The organism is Klebsiella sp. CN_Kp100, assembly GCF_040065315.1.
Lineage (GTDB): Bacteria > Pseudomonadota > Gammaproteobacteria > Enterobacterales > Enterobacteriaceae > Klebsiella > Klebsiella oxytoca.
Genome location: NZ_JBEAIJ010000046.1, coordinates 25,141 through 44,052 on the forward strand (window position 1 = coordinate 25,141; position 18,912 = coordinate 44,052).

19 protein-coding genes are annotated in these 18,912 nt (G+C 56.1%); 13 read left to right on the plus strand and 6 right to left on the minus strand.

Translation table 11 applies throughout. The annotated features are described in order from the left end of the window. Window positions 1-53: 53 nt before the first annotated feature. Complete coding sequence (locus ABLV12_RS21050) at window positions 54-1,772, minus strand: lysophospholipid acyltransferase family protein (protein ID WP_324176405.1); 1,719 nt, start codon at window positions 1,770-1,772, stop codon at window positions 54-56. Between the two features lie 243 nt (window positions 1,773-2,015). On the opposite strand from ABLV12_RS21050, the gene ABLV12_RS21055 reads away from it, so the two are divergent. After that, complete coding sequence (locus ABLV12_RS21055; protein WP_004099357.1) at window positions 2,016-2,507, plus strand: transposase; 492 nt, start codon at window positions 2,016-2,018, stop codon at window positions 2,505-2,507. Between the two features lie 112 nt (window positions 2,508-2,619). Here ABLV12_RS21055 and hemB read toward each other — a convergent pair whose 3' ends face one another. Both hemB and ampH read right to left on the minus strand, forming a co-directional pair. Next, the gene (gene hemB, locus ABLV12_RS21060; RefSeq protein ID WP_004099358.1) at window positions 2,620-3,594 is read right to left on the minus strand and encodes a porphobilinogen synthase; all 975 of its coding nucleotides are present in this window, start codon (window positions 3,592-3,594) and stop codon (window positions 2,620-2,622) included. Window positions 3,595-3,700: 106 nt separating this feature from the next. Further along, window positions 3,701-4,861: a D-alanyl-D-alanine-carboxypeptidase/endopeptidase AmpH gene (gene ampH, locus ABLV12_RS21065; RefSeq protein WP_016808633.1), complete on the minus strand. Its 1,161-nt coding sequence runs from the start codon at window positions 4,859-4,861 to the stop codon at window positions 3,701-3,703. A gap of 221 nt (window positions 4,862-5,082) precedes the next feature. Between ampH and ABLV12_RS21070 the strand changes: the two genes are divergently transcribed. From ABLV12_RS21070 to ABLV12_RS21080, 3 genes are all read left to right on the plus strand, one after another. Next, window positions 5,083-5,595, plus strand: a complete 513-nt coding sequence (locus ABLV12_RS21070; protein WP_187416180.1) for an isochorismatase family protein — start codon at window positions 5,083-5,085, stop codon at window positions 5,593-5,595. A gap of 117 nt (window positions 5,596-5,712) precedes the next feature. Beyond that, a complete protein-coding gene (sbmA, locus tag ABLV12_RS21075) occupies window positions 5,713-6,933 on the plus strand; it encodes a peptide antibiotic transporter SbmA (protein WP_032727867.1) in 1,221 nt (406 codons plus the stop codon). An 18-nt stretch (window positions 6,934-6,951) separates the two neighbouring features. Beyond that, entirely contained in the window at window positions 6,952-8,058 is a 1,107-nt protein-coding gene (locus ABLV12_RS21080) for a DUF1615 domain-containing protein (protein WP_004099373.1), read from the plus strand. Here ABLV12_RS21080 and ABLV12_RS21085 read toward each other — a convergent pair. Further along, a complete protein-coding gene (locus tag ABLV12_RS21085; protein WP_004099375.1) occupies window positions 8,055-8,357 on the minus strand; it encodes a DUF2755 family protein in 303 nt (100 codons plus the stop codon). The genes ABLV12_RS21080 and ABLV12_RS21085 overlap by 4 nt on opposite strands. 255 nt (window positions 8,358-8,612) lie before the next feature. Here ABLV12_RS21085 and ABLV12_RS21090 point away from each other — a divergent pair, with 255 nt between their 5' ends. Continuing rightward, entirely contained in the window at window positions 8,613-8,816 is a 204-nt protein-coding gene (locus ABLV12_RS21090) for a DUF2754 family protein (RefSeq protein ID WP_004099377.1), read from the plus strand. Window positions 8,817-8,974: 158 nt separating this feature from the next. Here the strand turns inward: ABLV12_RS21090 and ddlA are convergent, their stop codons facing one another. Further along, window positions 8,975-10,072, minus strand: a complete 1,098-nt coding sequence (ddlA, locus tag ABLV12_RS21095; RefSeq protein ID WP_049128219.1) for a D-alanine--D-alanine ligase — start codon at window positions 10,070-10,072, stop codon at window positions 8,975-8,977. Between the two features lie 101 nt (window positions 10,073-10,173). Here ddlA and ABLV12_RS21100 point away from each other — a divergent pair, with 101 nt between their 5' ends. From ABLV12_RS21100 to psiF, 8 genes are all read left to right on the plus strand, one after another. Further along, window positions 10,174-10,857, plus strand: coding sequence for an extensin family protein (locus ABLV12_RS21100; RefSeq protein ID WP_004099380.1), 684 nt, complete (start codon window positions 10,174-10,176; stop codon window positions 10,855-10,857). Between the two features lie 169 nt (window positions 10,858-11,026). Next, window positions 11,027-12,226 carry a multidrug efflux MFS transporter gene (locus ABLV12_RS21105; RefSeq protein ID WP_004099381.1) on the plus strand — a complete coding sequence of 400 codons (1,200 nt, stop codon included), beginning with the start codon at window positions 11,027-11,029 and terminating at the stop codon, window positions 12,224-12,226. Between the two features lie 178 nt (window positions 12,227-12,404). Beyond that, window positions 12,405-13,169: a gluconate 5-dehydrogenase gene (gene idnO, locus ABLV12_RS21110; RefSeq protein ID WP_004099382.1), complete on the plus strand. Its 765-nt coding sequence runs from the start codon at window positions 12,405-12,407 to the stop codon at window positions 13,167-13,169. A 96-nt stretch (window positions 13,170-13,265) separates the two neighbouring features. After that, window positions 13,266-14,555, plus strand: a complete 1,290-nt coding sequence (locus ABLV12_RS21115) for an MFS transporter (protein WP_004110963.1) — start codon at window positions 13,266-13,268, stop codon at window positions 14,553-14,555. A gap of 66 nt (window positions 14,556-14,621) precedes the next feature. Next, window positions 14,622-15,614: a substrate-binding domain-containing protein gene (locus tag ABLV12_RS21120; protein ID WP_004099384.1), complete on the plus strand. Its 993-nt coding sequence runs from the start codon at window positions 14,622-14,624 to the stop codon at window positions 15,612-15,614. A gap of 229 nt (window positions 15,615-15,843) precedes the next feature. Then, window positions 15,844-16,104 carry an anti-adapter protein IraP gene (gene iraP, locus ABLV12_RS21125; RefSeq protein WP_004099385.1) on the plus strand — a complete coding sequence of 87 codons (261 nt, stop codon included), beginning with the start codon at window positions 15,844-15,846 and terminating at the stop codon, window positions 16,102-16,104. An 88-nt stretch (window positions 16,105-16,192) separates the two neighbouring features. Further along, window positions 16,193-17,623, plus strand: a complete 1,431-nt coding sequence (gene phoA, locus ABLV12_RS21130; RefSeq protein ID WP_024273826.1) for an alkaline phosphatase — start codon at window positions 16,193-16,195, stop codon at window positions 17,621-17,623. 90 nt (window positions 17,624-17,713) lie between these two features. Further along, on the plus strand, window positions 17,714-18,034 hold the full coding sequence (psiF, locus tag ABLV12_RS21135; protein WP_023329349.1) for a phosphate starvation-inducible protein PsiF: 321 nt from the start codon (window positions 17,714-17,716) through the stop codon (window positions 18,032-18,034). A 46-nt stretch (window positions 18,035-18,080) separates the two neighbouring features. Here psiF and proC read toward each other — a convergent pair whose 3' ends face one another. Then, entirely contained in the window at window positions 18,081-18,890 is an 810-nt protein-coding gene (gene proC, locus ABLV12_RS21140) for a pyrroline-5-carboxylate reductase (RefSeq protein ID WP_004099389.1), read from the minus strand. Between the last annotated feature and the right edge of the window lie 22 nt (window positions 18,891-18,912).

Sequence of the window (18,912 nt, forward strand, 5' to 3'; positions counted from 1 at the left end):
TGTAGCGCGTGTAGCCCGGACAGGCGCAACGCGCCGCCTCCGGGAAAAGGCTTTTATGCCGATTTTTGCGCGTCCAGATGTACCCCAATATAGCGCTGATAGCGGTTGGCCTTCAGATAGGTCAAATCTACCAGCACCAGCCCATCCACGCAGTTGTTGAAATCCGGGTCGCTGCCGAAATCGATAAACTGCACGCCGCCTGGCTCGCAGACTTCCGAGTACTGCTTATACAGCGGCGGGATCGCGCAACCGAGGTTGCCGAGCAGGGACTTTAGCTGCGCCAGGTCGTCGTTGTAATCTTCTCCGCCAAACTGGGCCAGAACATCGGGCAGCGAGGCCGGATAAGGACGCCGCGACTCTGCCAGCGGATGCGTCGCCGGGAACCACAGCCGATAAAAAGCCACCAGCAGATCGCGCGCCGACGGCGGCAACCCGCCGGAAATCGACACCGGGCCGAACAGATAGCGATAGTGCGGATAGCGCGCCAGATACGCGCCAATGCCGGACCACAGGTAGTCCAGCCCGCGGCGGCCCCAGTAACGCGGCTGGATAAAACTGCGACCCAGTTCAATGCCGTGTTGCAGAATATCGTCCATGCGCGCGTCGTAATGAAACAGGCTGTAGCTGTAGATGCCGTTCAGGCCGCGCTTTTCCAGCTGTATTGCGGTTGGCATAAAACGGTAAGCGCCGACGATCTCAAGATCTTCCTCATCCCACAGAATCAGCTGCAGATAGTCGTCGTCATAAACGTCAACGTCGCGACGTTTGCCGCTGCCTTCCCCCACCGCGCGAAAGGCGATTTCCCGCAGACGGCCCAGCTCGCGCAGTATCGGCGCATCTTCCTGGCCGCGGCGCTGCCAGAGATAGATGACTTTACCATCCGCCGTGCGTCCCAGCGTTTCAGCCTTCCCCAGCTCGCGCTTGAGCAGGGCGCGGTCTTCGGGACGGGCGATAGCGCTTTCGGTTTTGAATATACCCGGCAGCCCTTTGCCGAGTAGCTCCAGGTGGCGATAGCAGCGCTCGGTCAGTTCCCGAGAAGAGCTTTGCGGATTGAACCAGTTTGACCAGGCTATCTGTTGACCAATATTCACCGGCAGGCTGCTGTTGCGGCGACGGAACATTTGCTGCATCAGCAGCAGTAACGGCAGATTATCGGACATCAGGGTACTGGCGTAAAACAGTGCGCTGTTGCGCGCGCGGATCCACGCAGGCAGCAGCGGGGCGCGGTATTTCGCCGCCAGCTTAATAAATCCGGAGTGCCATTTTTTATCACGAATACCGCGCCGGGTGAGGCGTGAAACTTCGCCGGCCGGGAAGAAAATCAGCACGCCGCCGTTTTGCAACTGCTGGTCCATCTGCTGCAACGCCGCTTTGGCGGTGCGGCCATTGATATTATCGACCGGAATAAACAGCGAGCTCAGCGGTTCAAGGTGAGTCAGCATGCGGTTGGTGACCACTTTGACGTCGCGGCGCACGCGGGACACCGCGTAGAGCAGGGCCAGGCCGTCAAGCGTACCGGTGGGGTGGTTGGCGATGATGACCAGCGGACCATGTTCGGGGATTTGTTCGAGATCGTGCGCCGGGATAGCGCAGCGGATATTAAGATGTTCGAGCACCTGTTCGACCGTATCCAGTCCTTTCAGGTGATGATGACGCGCGGCAAACTGCTGAAACTCTTCCTCATGCAGGAGCTTTTTCAGCACCTTTTTCTGCCAGAGCGCTGGCTTTGCCTGAGGCCACAGGTCATCGATGACATTGTCGAGACTAAACATAGCGGCACCTCCTCCGTCCTGCCCAGACAGTAGAAGGCGCAGATGTCGCTCAGATTACAGTTGAGTGAAGATTTGGGATTGGCGGGAGCGGGTAGCCCGGACAGGCGCGCAGCGCCGCCTCCGGGAAGGCCACAGGTGAAAAGTTGCGAGCGCTTTTCCAGATTGATCTCCGGTTTCTTGCCTTTCGGTCTCCCCCTCTTTTAACCTGGGGAACAGGCAAATATCTTCAGCAGGGAGCATCCGATGGTCGATTATCGTCGTTATTACCTCAAGGGTGGGAGCTGGTTTTTCACCGTCAATTTACGCGACAGAGAGAGTCGATTTCTGGTTCAGCATATTGATGCGTTACGACAGGCGGTGGCAATAGTCCACAAACAGAAACCTTTTCATATTGATGCCTGGGTGGTGCTCCCCGAACACCTTCATTGCATCTGGACCTTACCTGACAACGACAGCGATTTTCCATCGCGCTGGAGAGCAATTAAAAAGCATTTTTCAGGTTTAACAGGCGCGCATAACGTGTGGCAACCGAGATATTGGGAACACGCCATTCGCAACCAGAAGGATTACCGAAGCCATGTTGATTATATTTATATCAATCCGATTAAGCACGGGTGGGTAAGGCAGGTACGGGATTGGCCCTATTCAACCTTTCATCGCGATGTAAGCCGTAGTTTGTATCCTGTTGATTGGGGTGGGGAAGTGAAGGAATTATTGTGCGGCGAGCGTTATTAAAATGACTTCCCGGAGGCGGCGCGCTGCGCCTGTCCGGGCTACCAACCCACAGATAGCTGTGAGCCTGTAGCCCGGTCGTACAGCCGCCACTGGGGAGGCAGTAATAGCCGAATTAACGCAGGATTTTCTTTTCGGCCAGATCGAGGGCGAAATAGCTGAAGATCAGATCTGCGCCGGCGCGCTTGATTGCGCCGAGACTTTCCAGCACCACTTTCTCTTCATCGATAGCGCCAGCCTGGGCGGCGAACTTAATCATCGCGTATTCACCGCTCACCTGGTACGCGCCGATCGGCAGGTTGGTGCGCTCGCGCAGATCGCGCAGGATATCAAGATAGGGACCCGCCGGTTTGACCATCAGGCAGTCGGCGCCCTGGGCTTCGTCCAGCAGCGATTCACGAATCGCTTCGCGGCGGTTCATCGGGCTCATCTGATAGGTTTTACGATCGCCTTTCAGCGCGGTACCTGCGGCTTCGCGGAACGGGCCATAGAACGATGAAGCGAATTTGGTGGAGTAGGACATAATCGCCGTATCGGTAAATCCGGCGGCGTCCAGCGCCTGGCGAATAGCCTGCACCTGGCCATCCATCGCGGCGGAAGGCGCGATAAAATCCGCGCCTGCGGCAGCGGCGACCACCGCCTGCTTGCCGAGATTCTCAAGAGTTTTGTCGTTATCCACGCCGTGATCGCACAGCACGCCGCAGTGGCCGTGGGAGGTGTATTCGCAGAAACAGGTGTCGGACATGACGATCATCTCCGGCACCGCCTCTTTACAGATGCGGGACATGCGCGCCACCAGGCCGTTTTCGTTCCAGGTATCGCTGCCAACGGCATCGGTGTGATGGGAAATGCCGAAGGTCATCACCGAACGGATGCCGGCGTTGGCAATGCGCTCGATTTCGCGCGCCAGGTGTTTTTCCGGAATACGCATCACGCCGGGCATGGCTTCAATGGCCGTGTAATCATCGATTTCTTCTTCAACAAAGATCGGCAACACCAGGTCGTTCAAACTCAGTGTTGTCTCTTCAAACATGGCACGTAGCGAAGCGGACTTGCGCAGGCGGCGTGGGCGAGTGATTAAATCTGTCATGGTTTGCCTGATTTTGTGAAATGAAAAAAGTGAGTTTACCTCAATTGGCGGCGGGATGTTTCGCCAAAACGATCCTTATCAATCGTCGGCAAAACATCCCCACAGGTTACTGGCTGGCGGTCTCAATCCCGGTGCGGACGCCGCTTAATTCACTGACCAGCTCGTTGATCCCGTCGCTCATGTTGTTGAAACGCGTCAATGAAGAACGGGTGACCACCACGAAGGCGCCGACGTTGGCCTGCGGGTTCATCGCCATGTAGGTAATAAAGCCGCCGCCGCCGCCGGTCTTCTGAATAATGCCCGGCTGGCCGTTTTTCGGCTTCATGTAGACCCAGCCGAGGCCCAGCGCATCGGCTTTACCCGGCACGTCCATACCGATCACCTTCGTCAGCTGGCTGCGTTGATAAATCAGCGTTTGCATCCGGTCCGCCTGCTGCCCACGGGCGAAGAAATCGGAAGAGAGGAACTGCTGCATCCAGCGCATCATATCGCCCGGCGTGGAATAGACGCCGCCGCTGCCGATAGCCGCCAGCGTATTGTTGCACGGGCTGGCTCCTTTCTCGGGAATCATCAGGCGCCGGCACTGATCCGGCGAAGGCGTAAAGGTGGTGTCTTTCATCCCCAGCGGACGGGTGATCTGCTCTTCAAACAGCTGCGGATAAGGCTTGCCCGCAGCGGTAGAGAGCGCATCGGCGAGTAAATCGAATGCCAGATTGGAGTAGGCGGCCTGGGTGCCGGGAGCGGTTTTCAGCGTTGCGGTGGATAACCAGTTCCAGCGCTGCTGGCGAGTTGGCCAGACAAATACCGGCCGGTGCGCCGCGCCGCCGGGCTGCTCGCGCGGCAGGGCGCTGGTATGGGTCGCCAGATTCACCAGCGTGATAGGCGCCCCCTGGTAAGTCGGCACCCGCGCACCCGGCGGAGCATATTTGCTTAGCGGATCGTTGAGCTTAACCACGCCCTGATCGAGAAGTTTGACCAGCATTTCGCTGGTCATCAATTTGCTGATAGAGGCAATGCGGATCACCGAATCGAGCTGCGGGTGCTCATTATTGCCCGGGCGCGTCTCGCCGAAGCTGCGGAATACGCGCTGGTTTCCGTCGATAACCACCAGCGCCATACCGACTGCGCCGCTGCCGTAGTAGATATGGTTAGCGTAACGATCGACCACATCAGCGGCGAATTCCGGGTCGACGCTCGGCTGTGCGGCCTGGACCGATGTCAACGACGCCGCGCACAGCGCAGCAAAAATGAGCAGACTACGTTTCAACGGGAGCATCCATCATGATGAAGAAAAAAGATAGAGCGTATTTATACTACGAAGCGCCGCCGTGCAAAGCGCTAATAGCACGATTCTGTGCGGAAAAACGTAACCTGGCGTAAAAAATCCTTTTTTTGCTTTCGGATAGCGGCATTCACCTGCGGGCGCGTATGATGATCGTTTTGGCTAAAGAGGGGGGGCAAGAGAAGATGGCGGCGAAACGGGTAGTGATGGTAGTGGATATGCAAAACGGCGTTTTCGCGACGCCGCGAGTTGAGCGCGAGCGCTGCGCGGCGCAAATTAACCGCCTGATTAACGCTGCGGACACCGTAATTTTCATTCAGCACTGCGAAGCGGGCGGCCTCGAAGAGGGGAGCGAAGGTTTTTCTTTGCTCCCCGAGCTGATCCAACCCGCAGGCTCGCTGTACGTGACTAAGACCGCCTGCGACGCCTTTTACCGTACCCGTCTGGAAGAGGTGCTGCGCGAACATCACATCACGCAGTTTGTGATTTGCGGCTGCGCCACCGACTACTGCGTGGATACCACCATCAAAAACGGCGCCAGCCGGGGCTACGCGATTACCGTCGCGGAAGATGCCCACACTACCGCCAACCGTCCAGCGGCGCCGGCCGTCACGCTGATCGCCCACTACAACGATGTGTGGCGTTCACTGACCGTTCCCGGCAATCCTTTACAGGTGAAACCGACAGAAACAATTCTTAGCGGATGGCAGGCGAACTAAGCTGCTGATATCCGGTCTCATCATCCGCCCACTTTGCTTCGCTGCGACGGCTTTGCGGCGGGCGCTTTTGTGGTACACAGCACAGCAAAACGAAAAAGAAGTTAGCAGGAGAGCAAGATGTTTAAATCCTTTTTCCCCAAACCGGGGCCGTTTTTTATTTCTGCCTTTATCTGGTCGCTGCTGGCGGTGATCTTTTGGCAGGCGGGCGGCGGCGACTGGCTGCTGCGGGTCACCGGCGCATCGCAGGATGTGGCGATTAGCGCGGCGCGCTTCTGGTCCCTCAACTACCTGGTGTTCTACGCCTTCTACGTATTCTGCGTGGGCGTTTTCGCCCTTTTCTGGTTTATTTACAGCCCGCACCGCTGGCAGTACTGGTCGATCCTCGGTACCTCGCTGATTATTTTCGTTACCTGGTTTCTGGTCGAGGTTGGGGTGGCCATTAACGCCTGGTATGCTCCGTTCTACGATCTCATCCAGGCCGCGCTGGCAACGCCGCACAAGGTCAGCATTAACCAGTTCTATCATGAAATTGGCATCTTCCTCGGCATTGCGCTAATCGCGGTGGTGATCGGCGTGATGAACAACTTCTTCGTCAGCCACTACGTCTTCCGCTGGCGTACCGCGATGAACGAACACTATATGGCGCACTGGCAGCATTTGCGCCATATCGAAGGCGCCGCGCAGCGCGTGCAGGAAGATACCATGCGCTTTGCTTCCACGCTGGAGAGCATGGGCGTCAGCTTCCTTAACGCGGTGATGACCCTTATCGCCTTCCTGCCGGTGCTGGTAACGCTCTCCGCGCACGTCCCGGATTTACCGATTGTCGGTCATCTGCCTTACGGCCTGGTGATTGCCGCCATCGTCTGGTCGTTAATGGGTACCGGCCTGCTGGCGGTCGTTGGGATCAAGCTGCCCGGCCTGGAGTTCAAAAACCAGCGCGTTGAGGCCGCCTATCGTAAAGAGCTGGTTTACGGCGAAGATGACGCTAACCGCGCGACGCCGCCGACGGTGCGTGAACTCTTTGGCGCCGTGCGCCGCAACTATTTCCGCCTCTATTTCCACTATATGTATTTCAATATCGCCCGTATTCTTTATCTGCAGGTGGATAACGTTTTCGGTTTGTTCCTGCTGTTTCCGTCGATTGTTGCCGGTACGATTACGCTGGGCCTGATGACTCAGATAACCAACGTCTTTGGCCAGGTTCGCGGTTCGTTCCAGTACCTGATCAGCTCATGGACTACACTGGTTGAGCTGATGTCTATCTACAAACGTCTGCGCAGCTTCGAGCGCGAGCTGGATGGCAAAGAGCTGCAGACCGTGACGCAAACATTAAGTTAATCAACGCAAGGATGAACCATGCCGGTAGCGCAATCCAGAATCACTTCTCTCACCCTGACGCTACTGGCAGGGATTGTCCTCAGCGCCTGCTCCAGCAAACCGGAGCCGGAGCTGAAAAAGGGCGAAAAGGCGATTGATGTCGCCGCGGTAGTGCGGCAGAAAATGCCCGCCAGCGTGAAGGATCGCGAAGCCTGGGCGCAGGCCATCGCCAAAACCTTTGCCAGTCAGAAGCTGGCGCCGACGGAAGAGAACGTCTGTTCGGTGCTGGCGGTGGCGCAGCAGGAATCCAACTATCAATCTGACCCGGCGGTGCCGGGGCTGAATAAAATCGCCTGGCAGGAGATAGACCGCCGGGCGGAAAAAATGCACATCCCGGTTTTTCTGGTACATACCGCGCTGAAAATCAAATCACCCAACGGCAAAAGCTATAGCGAACGTCTGGATAGCGTGAAAACCGAAAAGCAGCTGAGCGCGATTTTCGATGATTTTATCGGCATGGTGCCGATGGGACAGAAGCTGTTCGGCTCGTTGAACCCGGTACATACCGGCGGCCCGATGCAGGTCAGCATTGCTTTCGCCGAGCAGCACACCGACGGCTATCCGTGGAAAATCGACGGTACCGTGCGCCAGGAGGTGTTCAGCCTGCGCGGCGGTCTGTGGTTTGGCACCTATCATCTGCTGAACTATCCGGCGAACTACAGCGTACCGCTGTACCGTTTTGCTGATTTTAACGCCGGATGGTACGCCAGCCGCAATGCCGCCTTCCAGAATGCCGTCTCTAAAGCAACGGGCGTGAAGCTGGCGCTGGATGGCGACTTAATTCGCTACGACAGCGACGAGGCGGGAACCACCGAACTGGCGGTGCGCCGCTTATCCTCCCAGCTGGCGATGAGCGACGACGAGATCCATCGTCAGTTAAAGAAAGGCGACACGCTGGCGTTTGAAGAGAGCGATCTTTATAAACAGGTATTTCGCATCGCCGATAAGAAAGCCGGTAAAACGCTTCCGCGGGAAGTCCTGCCGGGTATACAGCTTGAGAGCCCCAAAATCACCCGTAATCTGACCACCGCCTGGTTTGCCAAACGCGTTGACGACCGACGGGCCAGCTGTATGGCGCGCCGCTAACGGCGGCTGCGCCAGCGAAAAATCAGCCCTGATATGCCAATTAACAGGCTGGCCGCCACGAAGGGAATCAGGCCAAACAGGGTGCCGACCAGCAGGCCAATTTCGACCCGGGGGCGGCTACTGTCCTGCATCTGAATCAAGTGCTCAAGAACGCCCGGCGCGTGGATTAGCATGCTCAGCATTTGCGCGCCGGCCCAGAAGCAAAACAGCACAAACAGAGCATAGGCGATGTTGCTGCTGGTAATAGCGCTCCTCTTTTTGCCGCCGTTGACGGTCTTTGCAAAGGTGAACTCAGCCATATTGACCTCCGGACTTCGCTTTCTTGCCGATTTTTACTCCGGCTACATACGAGACATTCTGGCAACCCCGGGGGGATTCCAGTATCAGATTGCTGGTAATTTCCGCCCAGGAATATTCCTGATTTCATCGGCTTGTGAGTTTGCTACAAATTTGTGAAATTTAGACCGCTATCGCAATGTGCGACAATTCTCCACGCGGCTGCAGACCGGCGGTGATGGCTATGCGAAGATGCTTTTTTTGTTGTCGGAGTGGTTATGAAACTCACTGAAAAAATCCGCCGCGACTGGCACTACTATGCGGTTGCCCTGGGGTTAATTTTTATTATGAATGGCGTAGTCGGGCTGCTGGGGTATGAAACCGAAGGCTGGCGTTCATATGCTGTTGGGCTGGTGACGTGGGTGATTAGCTTCTGGATCGCCGGTTTTATTATTCGCCGCCGTCCGCCAGAGGAAGCGTAAAGCGGAGGTGGTGAACCCGTAGCCCGGGCAGGCGCTTGCGCCGCCCCCGGGGAGATAACCTGAAGCCGTGTTGGATGTGGTTTCCCGGAGGCGATGCTGCGCATCTGTCCGGGCTACCGGCCCGGTAAGGCACCAGCCGCCACCGGGCGATACCTTGATTAATTCATCGATGTTTTCAGCGCCCGATCGGCGGCGTGACGCTCCAGCGCCAGTTCAATCAGGCGGCTAATCAGGCTGGTGTAATCCAGGCCGCTGGCCTGCCACAGCTTCGGATACATGCTGATGTTGGTGAAGCCCGGCAGGGTGTTGATTTCGTTAATCACCACGTCGTTATCAGCGGTCAGGAACACATCGACGCGCGCCATGCCGCTGCAGCCGAGGGTCTGGTAGGCGCGAACGGCGATATCGCGAATTTTATCGTTTACATCGCTGTCGATGGCCGCCGGAACCACCACCTTCGCCCCTTGATCGTCAATGTACTTGGTGTCATAGGCGTAGAATTCGCTATTAAGAACGATTTCGCCGCAGGTACTGGCCTGCGGATTATCGTTGCCGAGCACCGCGCACTCGATCTCACGCCCTTTAATCCCCTGTTCAACCACCACTTTATGGTCAAATTCGAAGGCCAGGGCGACGGCCTGCTGATACTGCTCTTCGCTGTTGACCTTGCTGACGCCCACCGAGGAGCCCTGGTTCGCCGGTTTGACGAACAGCGGCAGGCCCAGCTTCGCCTGCACCTCGGCAAAGCTTACCTGATTCCTGTTAGCGCGGGTCAGGGTAATAAAAGGGGCAATCGACAGCCCGGCATCGCGCAGCAGACGCTTGGTCACGTCTTTGTCCATGCAGGCGGCGGAGCCGAGGACGTCGGAGCCGACGAAGGGCAGGTTAGCCATCCGCAGCATACCCTGCAGAGAACCATCTTCGCCAAGAGTGCCGTGAACGATCGGGAAGATGACGTCGATGGCCGCCAGCGGCTGGCCGCTATCGGCGTTAATCAGCTGCTGCGCCTCGCGTCCGGGAATCTGCGCCAGCGTAATATCGGACGGGCGCAGGGCAATATGGGCAGGATCCTGCGGATTGAGCAGATAGTTACTGGCGTCGTTAATATGCCATTGCCCCTGCTTATCAATCCCCAGCAAAACTACGTCGAAGCGCGTTTTATCGATCGCTTCCACGATATTTTTCGCTGACTGAAGCGACACTTCATGTTCTGCCGACTTACCGCCGAAAACGATCCCAACCCTCATCTTAGCCATTTCAACTTCCATCATGATTACATCAAAGGGCATAACATAGCATGTGAAAGAGCCCCCTGGCTGCCATAATATTCACCGGGTAAAGCATTGGGAGGCGGCGCGTGAAAGGAAAAGGTCTTATCGTTCTGTTGGCGCTGCTGGCGGCCGGATATTACGGCTATCGTTATCTTCCCGCACAGTACAATCCATTCGCGCCGCTGCGCCTGGAAGACCCCCCGGGACTCCTCAGCCACTATAAACTGCGGCGATTAACGCCCGCCGAGTGCGCTGGCCTGCTTGAGGAGGCCAACCGGCGGAAGCTCATTTCCAGCCAGCCGGTGGCCGATAGCGGAGGAGCGTGTCCTCTGCAGAATGTGGTTCGGGTGCGTGATTTTGGCACGGTGAAGCTCAGCAGCAGCTTTCTTGCCAGTTGTCCGCTGGCGTTGAGCAGCGCGCTATATCTGCAACAGCAGGCGAAACCGTTGACTCGCCGGATGCTGGGGCAAGAGCTCCGCCAGATTGACCATTTTGGCAGCTATGCCTGCCGTAATATTTACCATCGCCAGAACGCGCGGCGTAGTGAGCATGCTACCGCGGAGGCGCTGGATGTCAGCGGCTTTCGTCTGTCCGATGGCCGACGCGTCAGCGTGCTGAAAGGGTGGCCCGATGCGCAGTATCACCCCTGGCTGCAGGCGTTACTGGCCGGCGGTTGCCGCTATTACGGCAACGCTTTAGGGCCGGACTATAACGCGGCCCATGCCAACCATTTTCACTTCGGGATGCGCGGCCAGGGTTTCTGTTTCTAAGCATAACTCACTGTACACCACGATTTTCACCACGAAATCATTCACAACAGGGCTATATGGTGTCATAAAACACTAAACTCACCTCTGGCGCATCTCTGGTAGTACGGCGGATCGGGGAAATTGCTAAGCTAGGTAATAATTGCCAAAAAATTAATGAATACGCGTAGTTATGGAATCCTGGAAGGTTAATCTTATCTCCGTCTGGTTTGGCTGTTTTTTTACCGGACTGGCTATCAGCCAAATTCTCCCCTTTTTGCCGCTGTACGTTTCTCAACTCGGCGTAACCTCGCACGAAGCGTTATCCATGTGGTCTGGGCTGACCTTCAGCGTCACCTTTCTGGTGTCAGCGATCGTCTCGCCTATGTGGGGCAGCCTGGCCGACCGCAAAGGGCGCAAGCTAATGCTGCTGCGCGCCTCGCTGGGGATGGCCATCGCCATTTTACTCCAGGCCTTTGCCACCAACGTCTGGCAACTGTTTATCCTGCGTGCGGTGATGGGGCTGACCTCCGGCTATATTCCTAACGCTATGGCGCTGGTGGCGTCTCAGGTTCCGCGCGAGCGTAGCGGCTGGGCGCTGAGTACGCTTTCAACGGCGCAAATCAGCGGCGTGATCGGTGGGCCGCTGCTCGGCGGTTTCCTGGCTGACCATGTCGGTTTGCGCGCGGTCTTTATCATCACTGCTGTTTTACTGACCGTGAGTTTCCTGGTGACGCTGTTTCTGATCAAAGAGGGCGTCCGCCCGCAGATGAGTAAGGCGGAGCGGCTGAGCGGTAAGGCGGTGTTTGCCTCGCTGCCTTATCCGGGTCTGGTAATCAGCCTGTTTTTCACCACCCTGGTGATCCAACTGTGCAATGGTTCAATTGGCCCGATTCTGGCGCTCTTTATTAAGTCGATGGCGCCGGATAGCAATAACATCGCCTTTCTTGCCGGCATGATCGCCGCCGTACCGGGCGTGTCGGCGCTGATTTCGGCTCCCCGTCTGGGGAAACTGGGCGACAGGATCGGCACCTCGCGGATCCTGCTGGCGACGCTATGCTGCGCGGTGGTGATGTTCTTTGCCATGTCGTTCGTCACAACCCCATTCCAGCTTGGTGTGCTGCGTTTTCTGCTCGGTTTTGCCGATGGGGCAATGCTGCCGGCGGTGCAAACGCTTCTGCTGAAATACTGCAGCGACAGCGTGACCGGGCGGATTTTTGGTTATAACCAGTCGTTTATGTATCTTGGCAACGTGGCCGGTCCGTTAATCGGCGCATCGGTCTCGGCCATGGCCGGCTTCCGCTGGGTGTTTATCGCGACGGCGGTTATTGTCCTGATCAATATCTGGCAGCTGGCCATCATGCTGCGTCGCAGCCGTCGTACAACGGCTTAATCCCTTCTGTTCTCCTTCGCCGGTATTGACATCACAGCGTCAATGCCGGTCGCCGACCGCCTTCAGCTTCAAATGTATCACCGATCACAAAACGATCATTTTCCCCTCTCATCCTCTTCTATTATTAACTGTTACGCGTATACAGTTACGCGTAACAGTTATCTTAAAAAGAGGTTTTATGCGAAATTTATTCGATTTGACAGGGAAGCGCGCGCTGATCACCGGGTCTGCTCAGGGGATAGGCAATTTGCTGGCCGGCGGCCTTGCGGAGTATGGGGCAGAAATCATCATCAACGATCGGACTCAGGCTCGTGCGGACCAGGCGGCGCAGGCGCTGGTGGCGCAGGGCTTCCGCGCGGTAGGGTACGCATTTGATGTCACTCAGGCGACGCAGGTCGAGCAGGCGATAGCCCGCATCGAAGCGGAGGTCGGCGCCATTGATATTTTAATTAATAACGCCGGGATTCAACGACGTTTCCCTTTTACCGAGTTTCCGGAGGAGGAGTGGGATAACGTTATTGAGGTCAACCAGAAGGGCGTTTTCCTGGTTTCGCAGCAGGTGGCGAAATATATGATCGGCCGCCGCGCCGGGAAGATAATTAATATTTGCTCAATGCAGAGCGAGCTGGGGCGTAAAACCATTACGCCTTATGCGGCCTCGAAAGGGGCAGTTAAAATGCTGACCCGCGGCATGTGCGTTGAGCTGGCGGAATACAATATTCAGGTTAACGGTATCGCACCGGGATATTTTGCCACCGAGATGACCACCGCCCTGGTCAACGATGAGGCGTTTTCCGCCTGGCTGTATCAGCGCACCCCGGCGGCACGCTGGGGCAAACCGGAAGAACTGATTGGCGCCGCGGTGTATCTGGCTTCTTCAGCGGCAAACTTTGTTAACGGTCATTTGTTATTCGTGGATGGCGGGATGCTTGCCGCCGTCTGAATCACTTCACGTCCTTCGAACCGCATGCGCGCACGCACTGCCTGAAGGACGGATTATTAAACCCGTGTGATGGTATTCAACACCTGAGGATGGCTTATGCAAATGCTCGCGAAATTACCCGTGCGTCGCTGGTGGTATTTAATGCCGATTATATTTATTACCTATAGTCTGGCCTACCTTGACCGCGCAAATTATGGTTTTGCCGCTGCGGCGGGAATTGAAAGTGATTTAGGGATTACGAAAGGAACGGCATCGCTTATTGGCGCACTATTTTTTCTCGGCTATTTCTTTTTCCAGGTGCCCGGTGCGATATATGCGGTAAAACGCAGCGTGCGAAAAATGATTTTCTTCAGTCTTATTTTATGGGGATTTTGCGCGGCGGCGACCGGGTTCGTCAGCAATATTCCGATGCTGATGGCGATTCGCTTTACGCTGGGGGTGGTCGAGGCGGCGGTGATGCCGGCAATGCTGATTTATATCAGTAACTGGTTTACCAAAACCGAACGTTCACGCGCCAATACTTTCCTGATCCTCGGAAATCCGGTGACGGTGCTGTGGATGTCGATCGTTTCGGGCTACCTCATTCAGGCGTGGGGCTGGCGCGAGATGTTTATTATCGAAGGCATTCCGGCGGTGCTGTGGGCGGTATGCTGGTGGATTCTGGTGCGCGATAAACCGTCCGAGGTTTCCTGGCTGAATGAGCAGGAAAAAGAGACCCTGCAGAAGGTGATGGACAGCGAGCAGAGTCATATCAAGCCAGTGCGCAACTACGGTGAAGCGCTGCGCTCGCGCAATGTCATTATGCTCTGCGCGGTCCATGCGCTGTGGAGCATCGGCGTGTACGGCTTCATGATGTGGATGCCGTCAATTCTGAAAAACGCCGCGCAGATGGATATCGTGGCGGTGGGCTGGCTGGCGGCGGTGCCGTACCTGGCGGCAATCATCCTGATGCTGACGGTTTCCTGGCTGTCGGATAAGTTTCAGAATCGAAAGCTGTTTATTTGGCCATTATTACTGATTGCCGCTATCGCTTTCTTTGGTTCGTGGATGGTGGGCAACCAGGCGTTCTGGCTCTCTTACCTGCTGCTGGTGATTGCCGCGGCGTGCATGTACGCGCCCTATGGCCCGTTCTTCGCGCTCATTCCTGAACTGTTGCCGCGTAACGTCTCCGGGGTATCGATGGGCCTGATCAACAGCTTCGGCGCGCTCGGCGCTTTCCTCGGCGCGTGGCTGGTGGGGTATCTGAACGGTATTACCGGCGGACCGGGGGTATCCTATACCTTTATGGCTATCGCGCTGTTGTCCTCCGTCGTGCTGATGTACAACGTGCGCGCTAACCCACAACCCGCCACCTCCTCGGTGACGGCAAAAAAGGTCGCCGGTTAACATAAACCGCCGCTGCTGTGGTAAGGTTCTCTGCAAGGACATAAGTCGTTTGTCGTAGAGAACCTGATGAAAAACAACCGGATGACATTGCAGGATATCGCCAACCTGGCGGGGTTGAATAAAATGACGGTCAGTCGTTATTTACGCGACCCCGGTCAGGTTTCCCAGCGCAGCCGTGAGCTGATTTCGAAGGTCATGGAAGAGAACAACTATATTCCTAATCGGGCGCCGGAAATCCTGCTTAATGCCCGCAGCAAAACGATTGGCGTGCTCATTCCCTCTTTTCGCAATCAGATTTTTGCCGATGTGCTGGCCGGAATCGAATCCGTCACTTCCGCTCACCAGTACCAGACCCTGATTGCCAACTACGAATACGATCCGCAGCGTGAAGAGCGCGAGGTGCTTAACCTGCTCTCTTATAACATTGACGGGCTGATTTTGACCGGAAAACAGCATAGCGATCGCATGGTGCAATACGTCCGCGCCAGCGGTATTCCTGTTGCTGAACTGATGGATTTTGGCGGTCAGCAACTGGATATCCAGGTAGGTTTCGATAACGAAAAGGCGGCGTGGGACATGACGAACGCCTTTCTTGAGAGCGGTAAACGGGCGATCGCCTTTTTTGGTTCAATGGACGATCCCCGCGATTTAAGCCGCTTTCACGGAACCGAACTGGCGCTGGCGGCCCACGGTTTGAAGCCCTATCATATGGCGCCGCGCACCATCTCCTCGGTTGCGCTTGGCCGGCAGATGTTTCTGCAAATGCAGCAGGTGCGGCCGGATATCGATGCAATCTTTTGTACCAACGACGATCTGGCGGTAGGCGTGCTGCTGGAGTGCCAGGCTCAGGGAAAAACCGTCCCGCAGGAGATGGCGATTGCCGGTTTTCACGGGCTGGAAATTGGCCGCGCCCGGCTGCAAAAAATCGCCAGCGTCATTACCCCACGTTATGAAATCGGTAAAACTGCGAGCGAAATACTTATTGCACGTCTGGCCGGAAAAGACGCGCCGGACAGCGTTAATCTGGCCTACCAGATATATTATGGCGATACGTTATAGTTATCGATAGAATAGCGATATTCCATTTTATTCTTATTTGTTAAATTTGGTTATGTCGCTTATTAATCCGTCATTGAGTCATTTCCTGGATGGCGGGGTGTAAAGAGCAAAACGTTTCGCTTGTTATTCATGGGTGAGCCGATTCATTTTAAAAAAATAATTGTGGCAACCGACGGCTAATGTATGACATAAATAGCAGACTACGGACCTCGCATAAGGATAAAGCGCTGTGAAGAATCTCATTGCTGAGCTACTGGTAAAACTCGCCCAAAAGGAAGAAGAATCGAAGGAACTGACGGCCCAGGTCGAGGCGCTGGAAGTGGTGGTCACTGCTCTGTTGCGCCATATGGCGCAGGACGCCCAGCAGGCGCTCATCAGCGATATCGAGCAGGCGATCGACGAGGCCAGCCCCGGCCCGCTGGTCGATGACCGCGATACCCAGCTACTGCAGCAATATATAAAAAAGCTGTTACGGCATCCTCGTAGTTAGTTTCGTGACAAGGTATGGATGCTGTCATTTTACTGTCACATCGCTTTTATACAGTCTCCCTCGTTTTGTTTTTTAAAGTATTTTTTACATGGAGACGATAAAAGTGAAATTAAGCGCCCTGTTTATTGCCCTGCTACCTCTGCTGGGCTCCCCGATTATTCACGCAGAAACAACAACCGCACCGGTTCTGGAAAATCGCGCCGCCCAGGGCGATATCACCACGCCGGGCGGCGCGCGTCGTTTAAGCGGCGATCGGACCGAGGCGCTGCGCGCTTCGTTAATCAATAAACCGGCTAAAAATATTATTTTGCTGATTGGCGACGGGATGGGGGATTCTGAAATTACCGCCGCGCGAAATTATGCAGAAGGGGCGGGCGGATTTTTTAAAGGGATTGACGCGCTGCCGCTGACTGGCCAGTACACCCACTATTCGCTGGATAAGAAAACCGGCAAGCCGAATTATGTGACCGACTCCGCCGCTTCCGCTACCGCATGGACCACCGGCGTAAAAAGCTATAACGGCGCGCTGGGCGTCGATATCCATGAAAAAGATCATCAGACTATCCTTGAGCTGGCGAAAGCGGCGGGTTTAGCCACCGGTAACGTCTCAACGGCGGAACTGCAGGACGCGACGCCGGCTGCGCTGGTGGCGCACGTCACTTCGCGTAAATGCTACGGCCCGAGCGTGACCAGCGAAAAATGTGCCAGCAATGCGCTGGAAAAGGGCGGGAAAGGTTCCATTACCGAACAACTGCTGAACGCGCGTCCCGATGTGACGCTGGGCGGCGGAGCGAAAACCTTCGCTGAAAGCGCGACGGCCGGCGAATGGCAGGGCAAAACGCTGCACGAGCAGGCGGTGGCCCGCGGCTACCAGATCGTTACCGATGCCAGCTCATTGGCCGCCATTAGCCAGGCAAATCAGGATAAACCGCTGCTCGGTCTCTTCGCGGAAGGCAATATGCCGGTGCGTTGGGAAGGCCCAAAGGCGTCTTATCACGGCAATATCGATAAGGCGGCAGTAACCTGTACTCCGAACCCGAAACGCGATGCATCGGTGCCGACGCTGGCGCAGATGACTGAAAAAGCCATCGATCTGCTGAGCAGCAATGAGAAAGGCTTCTTCCTGCAGGTGGAAGGCGCTTCCATCGATAAACAGGATCATGCGGCGAATCCGTGCGGCCAGATTGGCGAGACCGTCGATCTGGATGAAGCGGTACAGAAGGCGCTGGAATTTGCCAAAAAAGAGGGCAACACCCTGGTTATCGTCACCGCCGACCACGCTCACGCCAGCCAGATTATCCCCGCCGATACCAAAGCGCCGGGCCTGACGCAGGCGCTGAACACCAAAGATGGCTCGGTGATGGTGATGAGCTACGGCAACTCTGAAGAAGAGTCGATGGAGCATACCGGTACTCAGCTGCGTATCGCCGCCTATGGCCCGCATGCGGCTAACGTGGTGGGCTTAACCGATCAGACCGACCTGTTTTACACCATGAAAGCCGCACTTAATCTGAAATAACCGGACGCCGGTGATGAATTTTCGTTACCGGCTGGTTTTTTCTCCATCAGCGACCAGACTTACAGTGTTCCACTCATAGAGGATGGTGCGATGAAAATAACATTACTTGTGACCCTACTTTTTGGCCTGGTATTTATGACAGCGGTGAGTGCCGCGGAAAAAGAGTTGACCCCCCAGCAGCAAAAGATGAGCGTCTGCAATAAAGAAGCATCAGCGAAGTCGCTAAAAGGGGATGAGCGTAAAACGTTTATGAGCAGCTGCCTGAAGAAAGAGGGCGCGGCCCAGAACGGTAAGGGGTTAACGCCTCAGCAGCTAAAAATGCGCGAGTGCAACGGTCAGGCGACCCAGCAGTCGCTGAAAGGTGACGATCGCAGCAAATTTATGAGCGCGTGCCTGAAAAAACAGGTGTAGAAAATGAGCGGGTGAGGGATACCCCACCCGCTGTCCGATGTGGATATCAGGAACGGCTCAGCTGCTCTGATTTTTCCATGCATTTCGCCATGGCTTCGATAACGGCGGAACGGAAACCCTTCTCTTCCAGCACGCGCACGGCCTCGATCGTCGTGCCGCCCGGCGAGCACACCATATCCTTCAGCGCGCCCGGATGTTCCCCGCTTTCGAGCACCATTTTGGCCGAGCCCATCACCGCCTGGGCTGCGAATTTATATGCCTGAGCGCGCGGCATTCCGCCGAGTACGGCGGCATCAGCCATTGCTTCGATAAACATAAAGACGTAAGCCGGCGCGGAGCCGCTGACGCCTACCACCGGGTGGATCATCGGCTCAGCAATAATTTCCGCCTGGCCAAAGCAACGGAAGATGGTCAGGATATCCGCGGTCTCTTCGGCGCTAACCAGCGCGTTTGGCGTAACCGACGTCATGCCCGCATTAACCAGCGAAGGCGTATTGGGCATCGCGCGGACTATTTTACGATCGTGGCCCAGAGCGCGCGCCAGCTGGTCGAGGGTGACGCCAGCGGCAATGGAAACCACCAGAGAGTCTTTATTCAGGCTGGAGGCAACGTCGCTGAGAACTTTCACCATCACGCCCGGCTTAACGGCGCCAAAGATAATATCCGCTACCTGAGCCACTTCCTGCGCGCTTTGCGCCGCATTTATGCCGTACTGGTCGTGCAGGGCCGCCACTTTATCCGGCGACGGGGTGTAGACCCAGATTTGTCCCGGCTGAACCTGTCCGCTGGCGATCAGGCCGCCGAGAATGGCCTTGCCCATGTTGCCGCAGCCGATAAAGCCGATTTTCTTCTCCATCACCAATCCCCTTGTTTGTTTT